Source organism: Thermodesulfobacteriota bacterium, assembly GCA_031082315.1.
Lineage (GTDB): Bacteria > Desulfobacterota > QYQD01 > QYQD01 > QYQD01 > QYQD01.
This window is the reverse complement of record JAVHLC010000009.1, coordinates 1-10,396: the sequence shown is the minus strand read 5'-3', so window position 1 is coordinate 10,396 and position 10,396 is coordinate 1. Positions and strand designations below refer to the sequence as shown.

9 protein-coding genes are annotated in these 10,396 nt (G+C 50.9%); 2 read left to right on the top strand and 7 right to left on the bottom strand.

Annotated elements, in window-relative coordinates:
- A partial coding sequence (locus RDU59_08970; protein ID MDQ7838605.1) for a hypothetical protein occupies positions 1-221 on the bottom strand: 221 nt, incomplete at its 3' end.
- Positions 222-371: 150 nt separating this feature from the next.
- Between RDU59_08970 and RDU59_08965 the strand changes: the two genes are divergently transcribed.
- Complete coding sequence (locus tag RDU59_08965; GenBank protein ID MDQ7838604.1) at positions 372-1,487, top strand: IS4 family transposase; 1,116 nt, start codon at positions 372-374, stop codon at positions 1,485-1,487.
- Between the two features lie 401 nt (positions 1,488-1,888).
- Complete coding sequence (locus RDU59_08960; protein ID MDQ7838603.1) at positions 1,889-2,374, top strand: hypothetical protein; 486 nt, start codon at positions 1,889-1,891, stop codon at positions 2,372-2,374.
- Here RDU59_08960 and RDU59_08955 read toward each other — a convergent pair.
- From RDU59_08955 to RDU59_08930, 6 genes are all read right to left on the bottom strand, one after another.
- Positions 2,348-3,613, bottom strand: coding sequence for a sugar phosphate nucleotidyltransferase (locus RDU59_08955; GenBank protein ID MDQ7838602.1), 1,266 nt, complete (start codon positions 3,611-3,613; stop codon positions 2,348-2,350). The two genes, RDU59_08960 and RDU59_08955, sit on opposite strands and share 27 nt — an antisense overlap.
- On the bottom strand, positions 3,610-4,860 hold the full coding sequence (locus RDU59_08950) for a sugar phosphate nucleotidyltransferase (protein ID MDQ7838601.1): 1,251 nt from the start codon (positions 4,858-4,860) through the stop codon (positions 3,610-3,612). The genes RDU59_08955 and RDU59_08950 overlap by 4 nt, the downstream gene beginning before the upstream one ends.
- 161 nt (positions 4,861-5,021) lie before the next feature.
- Complete coding sequence (gene glgC, locus RDU59_08945) at positions 5,022-6,245, bottom strand: glucose-1-phosphate adenylyltransferase (protein MDQ7838600.1); 1,224 nt, start codon at positions 6,243-6,245, stop codon at positions 5,022-5,024.
- A 9-nt stretch (positions 6,246-6,254) separates the two neighbouring features.
- Positions 6,255-7,268: a DHH family phosphoesterase gene (locus tag RDU59_08940; GenBank protein ID MDQ7838599.1), complete on the bottom strand. Its 1,014-nt coding sequence runs from the start codon at positions 7,266-7,268 to the stop codon at positions 6,255-6,257.
- A 4-nt stretch (positions 7,269-7,272) separates the two neighbouring features.
- Positions 7,273-8,286 (bottom strand): galactose-1-phosphate uridylyltransferase, encoded by a 1,014-nt coding sequence (gene galT, locus RDU59_08935; GenBank protein MDQ7838598.1) that lies wholly within the window; start codon positions 8,284-8,286, stop codon positions 7,273-7,275.
- A gap of 200 nt (positions 8,287-8,486) precedes the next feature.
- On the bottom strand, positions 8,487-10,396 hold a 1,910-nt coding region (locus tag RDU59_08930; protein MDQ7838597.1), incomplete at its 5' end, for an SbcC/MukB-like Walker B domain-containing protein.

Below are 10,396 nucleotides of genomic sequence, written 5' to 3'. Positions count from 1 at the left end.
TCGTCTTCGGTAAACATGCATATATTGCTTATTTCCCGTCCAAGTTTTTCCACGCTCCGGTAGGCTGCATCGAGCACCTCGTCCTGGGTGCTGGCCGAGTAAAGATCGCGACTGATCTGGCCGAGTATATTTCTCTCAAAAAGGGCCTGTTTTAATTCTCTTTCCACGGGCGGCATGTTTACCGATAGGCTCAACTGCTTGATTCTGCAAGATTTATACATATAGCAACCCCGGCCGGGATTTACAAGAGAAATCGTAACGGGTTAGACAGTCAGCAGTCGAGAGTCAAGAGCAATGTAGGGTGGGCTTTGCCCCATAAGCGCTAAAATAAGAAGCTTGTATTTTAGCAGCCATTCGTATATCATCGCGCCATGAAAACTACAGCGAATGATGGCGATTGGAAAATCATGTTGAGGTTTTTGCCGGCACATTGGGGGTCCAAGGCTACAGAGTTGGGAGCTTTGACACGAAAGCGAAAGATTGACTCGGCTGAAACCTTACTTCGGGTGCTGCTCATACATCTGGCCGATGGGAAATCTCTCCGGACTACTGCGGCCTATGCTTCCGAAGTTGGTCTTTGCAAAATTGAAGACGTTGCTTTGCTGCATCGGCTTAGGGTGTCCGGAGAATGGCTTCGGTGGATGGCCCTTGAGCTGTTGGCAGCGCTTCGTGAGAAAAGACCGGATGCTGAGCTTAGCCCGAAATTTCGCGTACGCATTGTGGATGGCACGTCTATAAGTGAACCCGGAAGTACGGGTTCTGATTGGCGAATCCATTATTGTTTTCAGATGAAGACATTGTTGTGCGATACTTGCACAGTTACAACCACAAAGGTCGTAGAGGGCTTTGAGCGATACGGGGTCGAGTCCGATGACCTTATGGTCGGCGATAGGGGATACTGTAAGCGAAAAGGAATCGTGCATGTTATCAAGCACCAAGGGCATGTGATGGTACGATTTCACTCGACGAATCTGCCTCTATTCACACGGCGTGGAAAGAGCCTCAATGTTTTAGAACTCCTTCGTTCACTAACTGAGGGCCAAGTAGGCGATTGGGACGTGTGGTTCCAGGACCCGGGTGATGGGAGCCTTATTAAGGGTCGCCTCTGTTCCTTAAGGAAAAGCGAGGAGGCTGTAGAATTGTCCAAAAAGCGTTTACTAAGGATGGCCTCCAAAAAAGGAAAAGAACTCCGCCCTGAAACCTTAGAGTATGCAGAATATATAACCCTGTTCACCACGGCCAGTCGCCGTAACCTAGACGGGGAGGGCGTTCTCTCGTTATACCGCGGACGATGGCAGATCGAGCTGGCTTTCAAGCGGCTAAAGAGCATCATAGGAATTGGGCACCTTCCCAAATCCGACCCAAACAGCTGTATCGCTTGGCTGTATGGAAAAATGTTTGTGGCTTTGCTTGTAGAGCGCCTATACCGAGAGGCGGAATCTTTTTCCCCCTGGGGGTACCCGCTTCAATGCCCCCCAGAATTCTGAGGTGAACAGAGACATACAAGGTGTAAGGAGTCCGTGGCGAGAATACGAATTCTGGTTCATGGTTATGCAACATGCTGTAGTTCCAAGATTATCGTTGACCAAGGCTTTAGAACACTGGTCCCACATCAGGGCGCAGCTTATGGAACGTCCAAGAAACAGAATGCTACAATTCGATATGCTACATACGTTTATTTAGCACTTCTTATTTTAGCGCTTATGGGGCTTTGCCCACCAAGGGAATGATGGTGGGTAAAACCCACCCTACGGGACTGCTCCAGCAAGTTACGCTCAGGAATAATGGCTTCCATAAACATGGGGGGGAAGTCCTGATCTGATAAGATATTGACCGCCGGCACGATTTAAGGTTATCTAGAGGCAGCATGTGGGGAATGTTTAGTTTTTTGTTAAAGATGGTTAGGCCTGATTCCGACCGCAACACGGCGGCAAAAGTCCCATCGGCGGAATTATCCGCACTGGAGAAGGAGGCGACCAACCATCATATAGAGGCCATGAGCTATCTGCGCCAGGCCGTCTATGATCAGGCCGGGAAAAGTGCGCTCCAGTCCCGGGATGAGTGGATGCGGCTGCGCGACCTGGGAAGGCAGGGCGCTTACGGTGGGCGTCTGACCGGCCGTTTCGTCGCTAACCAAATAAAAACCCTTACCGATCTTTACGCCCTCGCGCAGGAATGTAAGGAACTCTCGGCATTAGTCCTGTCCCACCTTGATGCAGAGAATTTCCTCGATCAGGACAAACTGCGGGAAAAGATAAGCTGCGCCGGAGAAAGATTGACGTACCTCCTGGGCGAGATGGAGACGGCAGGTATGGTCGAAAAATACCAGGGGGAAAACGGCGGAGTCCTATGGCGTAAGCGGCCGGATCACTGAACCGGGCAAGACCTCTTTCTGACCAAAATCAGCCTCGCCGCACCCCGGGTAAACAATACTATTCGGTCCTATGCATACACCTGCGGGTAATGCAGTTTTTTTGCCGATAATGGCCAGCCCGGTAAACAGTTGTTCGGGGAACTCCTGATTAGGTGTGTCTCTGGGGCCAGACCCGACGATAACATTTTTTCCCGTATTTACTTTCTTATCCAGGATAGCCGTTACTATACGGCTGCCAGCCATAATCTGACATTCGTGCATGATCACCGAGTCTTTTACTCTAGCTCCCCTTGCCACATAAACGCCCGGTGACAGGACAGAGTGTTCGACCGTCCCTTCGATGACGCAGCCGGCAGATATAACCGAATTGGAGACCTTTGCCCCGGGCAGGATCATGGCTGGAGGCCAGTCAGACATTAAACCGGCTTCTTCCAGGTTTGGTCTGACTCCCCAGGCCTCGGGGGTAAGCTCGCTTGCTGGATCGAGGAGATCCATATTCGCCCTCCAGTAGGCATCGAGAGTGCCCACGTCGCGCCAGTATCCCTGAAAAGGATAGGCATAGACCGCGTCTTTGTTGATGGCCATGGGTATAATATGTTTACCAAAGTCATGTTCCCCGGTTTTTTGCAATACAGAGAGAAGATATGAGGTCTTGAAGACATAGATGCCCATAGAGGCCAGGTTGGTTCTGGGCACTTCCGGCTTTTCTTCCCATTCCATTATGCGTCCCTTCCGGTCCGTGATGGCCGTGCCAAAGTGTCTTATCTGGTCCATGGGGACGGTCATCATGGCGATGGTCATATCCGCCCTTTTCCTGCGGTGAAACTGGATCACAGGACGATAATCCATGTAGTAGATATGGTCGCCGGAGAGGACCAGTACCTCCCGCGAGGGATGAGAATTGATATAATCTATATTCTGACGCATGGCATCGGCTGTGCCTTTGTACCAGTCGGAATCCTTCTGTCCGGTGCGCGGCGGGAGTATCTTGGCCCCGCGGCCGCGGCCGATAAAGTCCCACGGAGCGCCGGTGCCGATGTGCTCCATAAGGGACAGGGGCTTATACTGGGTAAGAACGGCCACGTTGCTAATGCCGGAATTCATCACATTGCTGAGTGTAAAGTCTATGATGCGGTAAATCCCGCCGAATGGCACCGCAGGCTTGGCGCGGGCCTCCACCATAATATTGAGGCGGCTCCCTACGCCGCCGGCCAGCAGCATGACGAGTGCTTCATTCATTGTACGGCCTCACCGGATGGGATTTCTTTCTTTGTGAACTGCTTAGACCCGAGGTCCGGATAGATAGTGCACCCTGGTCCGATGGCCATACCGGCCGGTATCCGGGTAGAGCGGCCGATGACCGTGATCCCGCCCTGAGGCGCGTCCGCCCCGTTTTTTTTGCCGATGACCGTATGCGCGCCGATCACGACATCAACATCGGATATGACCTTTTCCATGAAGGCCCCTTCTTCCACGGTGGCATCAAAAAACAATACAGAGTCTTTTACGATGGCCCCTTTTGCTATCCTGACGCCGGGGAAAAGCACGCTATTTTCCACCTGCCCTTCGATGCGGCAGCCGTGGTAAAAACTGGAATTGTTAATGCGCGCCGTTTTTCCGATGACGGCGGGTTGACGGTCGCAAATAGCCTGATGCTCCAGATTGGTCCTGAGCATCCATTCCCTGAGGACGATCTTCGGCCTTCGGCCCAGTGTATCCATATTAGCCTGCCAGTATTCCTCGATCTTACGGCTATAGCCCCAGTATCCCGTATGTTTGTACCCGTATACCTTATAGCGCCCCAGCATAGCGGGTATGATATCCCGGCCAAACTCATGGGAATCACTTTTAACGTTTTCCTGCAGCGCTTCTCTCAGGGCCTCGGGCCGGAATAAATAAATGGTCATGGAGGCCCACGTTGAGGCCGGTTCGGCCGGTTTTTCCTGGTATAATAAAATTTTCCCGCCCGCCCTATCCTCATCTGCTATCTGCGCCAGGCCGAAACGCGGGGCCTCTCTGGTTTCTACCGCTACGAAGGCTGCCGTAAGATCGGCCTTTTTTTTAAGGTGATAGGCAATCATAGGCTGGTAGTTCATCCTGTAAATATGGTCGCCGGACAGGACCATAACCATGTCCGGCTTATGGTAGTCGATAAAATCCAGATTCTGGAATACGGCGTCTGCCGTTCCCTTGTACCAGTCAGAGGCCTTATGTCCTTGAAAGGGGGGGAGCATGGTGACTCCGCGATGCCTGCCCACCATATCCCAGGAGCCCCCCTGGCCGATGTGGTTTATCAGGGAGTAAGATCGATACTGGGAAAGGATGCCCACGTTTTCGATGTTTGAATACCGAAGATTGCTCAAGGGGCAGTCGATGACGCGATAGATCCCGCCAAAGGGGACAGCGGATTTAGGCCGGTAGAAGGTTAATACATTCAGCTCGTCCACGCGGCCCCCGGCCAAAATCATAGCCAGAATCTTTTGCATCAAAACGCTCCTTGACTAGTTTCCATTCGAAACTCCTGGAGTTTCGAATGGAGCGGTCAGCAGTCAGCTATCAGCGTTCAGCATGAAGCCGGTTTACCGTTTACCGAAAGAAATGTCGGATAACGGTTAACGGATAACGGATAACAAGCATGCTGACAGCTTTATATCTCAGCTTTCGGCACCACCACAATGCCGGAGGGATCGACAAAATAACGCCGGCGATCTTGTTCCATATCATAACCTATACGCGTGCCCGGGGGCAGAGTAACATTCTTATCGACAATCGTCCTTTTTATCATTACGTCTTCCATCAGGGTAACGTGATCGAATATAATGGAGTCTTCAACTACACACCGGCTGCCCACAAAAACGTGTCTCCCCACAATTGAATTTCTTATCTCGCCGCCGCTTATGATGGTTCCGCCGGCGATCAGGGAATCTCTGACCATAGCTTCCCGGCCATACTGGTCGTAGATAAGCTTTACCGGCGGTGTGGCGTAGCTGGCGGTTCTAAGCGGCCATCGCCGGTTATAAAGATTAAAAGACGGCACAGGGGTTGTAAGGTCCATGTTGGCCTCGTAGTAGGCCTTAATGGTTCCTATATCCCGCCAATAAATATTTTCTCCATTATTAAGGGCTCCGGGGATTCTATTTATTCGAAAATCATAGGCAAAAACTCGCCTTTTCTGGAATAAAATAGGGATAATCTCACCCGCCAGATCATATTTGCCGCTTGATTCAACATCCTTTTTCAATGTTTCACAAAGCACTGTGGTATTAAACAGGTAATTACCCATGGAAACCAGGGCCGTATCCGGCCTTCCGGGAATAGGATGCGGGTTTTCCGGTTTTTCCTCGTAACCGATGATCTGCCAGTTATCGTCAACCTGTATGACTCCGAAAGGGTGGCTTTCCTCTATAGGCAAAGGTATGGCGGCAACCGTCACCTCTGCTTCTTTTTCCCGGTGGTATTGCAGCATTTGCCTGATATCCATACGGTAGATATGGTCGGCGTTGAATATGGCCACCACTTCAGGATAAATTTTCTCGATGAGGTGCAGGTTCTGATATACCGCATCCGCTGTCCCCCGGTAGCAGTCTTCATCGGTGCGCATTTGGGCCGGCGCCGGCATAATGAAAAAGTCACTGACAGCGCTCCCTATCGTCCATCCGTTTCGTAAGTGCTCCATGAGCGACTGACACTTAAATTGCATCAGCACATAGATGGAGTAGATGCCAGAATTAATGAAATTGCTGAGCACAAAGTCAATAATTCTATATTTCCCGCCAAAAGGAACGCTGGGCTTGGCGCGTTGCCGGGTGAGAGGGGAAAGTCTTCTGCCTAAGCCTCCCGCCAGTATGATGCCTAATACTTTAATCGGCATAAACCCCTTTCAGGTCTTTAAGTGTCGGACGATTAATCTCTCTAAACTCCGGGAGGAAAATTCCCGGCCGGAGGGCGGCATATTAGTTTTCGGGATTTCGGCGCGGGCGCTCTGGCGATGTCCGCCGGCCGAGCCCATGGCGCCAAAGACCTGCATGGCCAAGTTACCCGCATTTTTCCGGTATCCGTCAGAGCGAAAAATTACTATGAACTTTTCTCCGCAGAAACCCGAAACAATGCTCCAGCCAATCTCATACACACGCATAAAATAATCGGCCAGAAGCACCAGGATATCCGGATGCTCCACTTTTCCTAGATGGCAGTAAATACGTTTTCGGGAATAACGCATTTTATCTAAAGCCAGCCTGAAATATGCCAGGTCGCTTAGTTTAATATCGGAAGATTCGATCTTTCGGATAAGCGCTTGGTTTACCTGGTCAAAGAGACGGGTAAAGGCCGCGATGTCCTGACTCGTAGCCCGTTTGGTAAAGTTTTCCGTATCCACCTTTATAGCATGGAAAAGGGCTGTAGCTATGCGTACCGAGGGTTTGATACGTGCGGCGCGCAGATATTCGAACATGATGGAGGCCGTGGCCCCATATTCCGGCCTTATATCAACCCAGGAGGCATTGACCGGGCCAACGGCAGGGTGGTGGTCGATCACCGCGTCATAGTCAATATGGGCAAAGTCCGGATTGTGGTAAGGCTGTGAATCAAGCATTATTTTGCGGGTAAAGGTCTCGGGCGCCAGCGTCTGCAGGCGTTGCAGGGGGACATTGAGGAGCCTCACCATAGCCAGATTGTCAAGGCGTTTGATTTCGTTGTTGTGGGCTATGGTCACACCCTGTACGCGTCTCCACAGAAGCCTTTTCATAGCCAGGGCGCTGGCTATGGAGTCCGGATCGGCGCTAATGACGATGAGTACGCGGTCAGTCTTGTCGAAAATTTTCACGAGATTTTGCAGCCGCTCTACTAAAGGATTTTTGTTTTTTGAGTGTGTGACTTTAGTTTTTGTTAAAGGCATATCTTCAGACCTGTACACTGCGCATGAATTGAGCGGTTTCTTCCGGTATGGCGGTATTGATGTATATGCCGGTTCCCATCTCAAAACCGGCTGCGGTAGTCAGGCGGGGCCGGATCTGCAGATGCCAGTGGAAGTAATCCTCGTGCTCATCCTTTACCGGCGCGGTATGTATTATGTAATTAAAATCCGGGTTATGCAGGCCGATGTATTGTTTTTTAAGAACTGTCTTCAGTATAACGGCAAAGGCCTTGGCATCCTCCATAGTGATAAGGCCAAACGAGGCGCTGTGTTCCTTGGGCATAATCCAGGTCTCGAAGGGCACCTGGGAGGCAAAGGGGTGGACAGCGATAAATTTATCGGTCTCCAATATCACCCGTTCGCCGCCCTGCTTTTCTTCCCGGATTATATCACAATAAACACACTTGCCGGTGTCATCGTAATAATATGCGGCGCGGTCAAACCGGATGCGGATATCCGTCGGTACAATGGGTGTGGCCACTAACTGGGAGTGTGGATGTTCAAGGGAGGTCCCGGCGGAAAGGCCATGATTTTTAAAGATGATGATAAATTTGCAGCGGGGGTCGATGTGCAGTATCTGATAACGTTCCAGGTAGGCCAGAACAACCTCTTGCACATGCCAATCATCCATCAGGAATAGGTGCTCGTTATGTTTATTGGATTCGATAATGACCTCATGGTGGCCTACGGCATCCATACGATGAAAGAAGTTGACCCCGTCATGCTGCCGCTCTAAATCTCCTTCAGAGACAAAGGCGGCAAATTTATTGGGAACCGTCCGTACCCACCACCCCGGGCCATTGGCCTGACCTCCCCTTCGATAAGCCAGGGTCTCCGGCGGGGTAAGGTGTTCGTTGCCCTCACAGAAAGGGCATGCTGTCAGATAGGGTTCTGTGGACATGGCGGGCTTGACCTGGATGAAGTTATGCGGACGCCTCGAACGTTCCTTGGCTATAACCACCCAGAAACGTGTGGCCGGATTTTGTCTTAGCTCTGGCAATTATTTCCCCGCCTTGCCTTTGTTATTATTTAGTATGGGACCATTAGGCACAAGCAAGCTCCTCTATCCGCTAAATTGTAACAAAACGATCGAGGCAAGTCAAAGCAAAAGACCCGCCGGGTCCAGGACTTCCCCGGATATGTACCTTGATCCACCGTAGGATGTCGCCCTTTTGGTTTTATGTTTCTATGAGAGTCCGCTCAAATCCTCCGGCAACCGGGGCCGCTCAGGTTGCTGCGACCGCCTGTCTCGGGGATTACCTGTATCTGTGTGTTTATGCGCTCCTTAAGCGCCGTGACATGCGATATCACGCCGATTAACTTGCCGTCCTGCTGTAATCCCGCAAGAGTCTCCAGGGCTGTTTCAAGTGCATCTTCATCGAGGGTCCCAAACCCTTCATCAAGGAAGAGTGAGTCAACCCGCACATTTCTGCTTGCCATATGAGAAAGGCCGAGCGCCAGGGCAAGGCTCACAATAAAGCTTTCACCGCCGGAGAGATTTTTCGTGGAACGGATCTCACCCGCCTGGTAATTGTCGATAACATTCAATTCCAGCGGTTGTGATGTATCGCGTACGAGCAGGTAACGATCCGACATCTTCCTGAGCCGGCGGTTGGCATGCGCCGTCATCATCTCGAACGTCAGACCCTGTGCAAAGTTCCGGAATTTCTTTCCGTCGGCTGAGCCGATGAGTTGATGCAGGTCATCCCAGCGTGCGCATTCCTTTTTCCGGGTTTCAATGTTCTTTATGCGTTCCTGCTGCTTTTCCTTTAGTTTTTTATTTTCACTCAAGATCCTTATGATTCCGCCAATATCAAGGCTTATCTTTTTAAGGTCTGAATCACAGGCGCTTATGTTTTCTTTAAGCGTTTCTATGGATTGATCCGTCAGATTCTTCTCTCTCTCGGATGCAAGCGTCTCCGACCTGTCCTTCCGGCGGGTATCAAGCTCTGTTTTTTCCTTGATCAGGGAGTTCTTTTTGTCAGCGAGGATTTCCCGTTCTTCCTCCGTCAGGCGTGATGACAGGTAGTCTGCCTCGTCTTCAAATCCCGCCGTTTTGATCCGCTCCATCAGTTTCGGTTCAGCCTGCGCCAGTTCCTTTGCCCGATTTCCTATTTTTACTTTCAATAAATCTATTTTCTCTTTCAGGGCGCTGATCTCTTTTTCAATTTGCCCATATTCTTCGCGTGCTTTTTCAAAAACCTTACCCGCCTTATCCACGACGTCCGCCAGATGTTTTTCCTCTTTGTCAGCGTTCTTTTCTCCGAAAAGTTCCCGGCGTGCACCGCTCAGGGATTCATACTCTATCTTCAGATCGTCATAATCTTTACGTCTTGCCGCCAGATCTGCATCGAGGTTATCCAGCAGGGCATTGTATTTCTCGATATCGGCTTTCAGTTCATCGATCTTTTTCTCCTGAACGGTTTTTTCAGCCTCTTTTGTCTGCCAGATATCTTTGCGTCCGGTCAGGTCTTTCAATAGGGCGTCGAGACTGTCTAACGGAATCCGGCTGATCCCGAATGGTACGACATCCGCAAGGGCGGCAGCACGGACCTTATCAGTCTCCTCCTCCAGAGCGGCGCGATCTTTGATCAGCCGCTCATGCTCACGACCGGCCGTCTCCAGGTTGTGTCTGGCCTCCTGTAAAGCCTTATCTAAGTTGCCAAACTTCTCCCTTATTTTTTCCAGGGCAGTTTGCGCTGACTTCTCCTTTTTGCCATTCTCTTCGGCGATGGCGATAATGCCGGATGTTTTGGCAATTTTCGCCTGTACGTCGGCAATCTCTTTGTGAATCTTCCCGGCGCGATCCAACCGTGAAACCTCTATTTTCAGACTCAACAGGGCGTCGGCGCACTGTTTTTCGTCGGCGTCCAGCGTCGCATTCTTCTCTGCCATCTCTTTTTCAGTATGCTGGATTTCAGTTGCGGTTCGAACCCGGTCGGCTTCCAGCTTGTTCAGATGACGAGACACCTTTTTGAATTCATCCTTCGTTTTTTGAAGATCCGCCTCCGCCTCGTTCAAAACCGGGACATTCCCCTTCGCATAGGGGTGCTCCGTAGCGCCGCACAACGGGCAAGGTTTGCCGTCTTCAAGTTGTTTCCTTTCTTCCT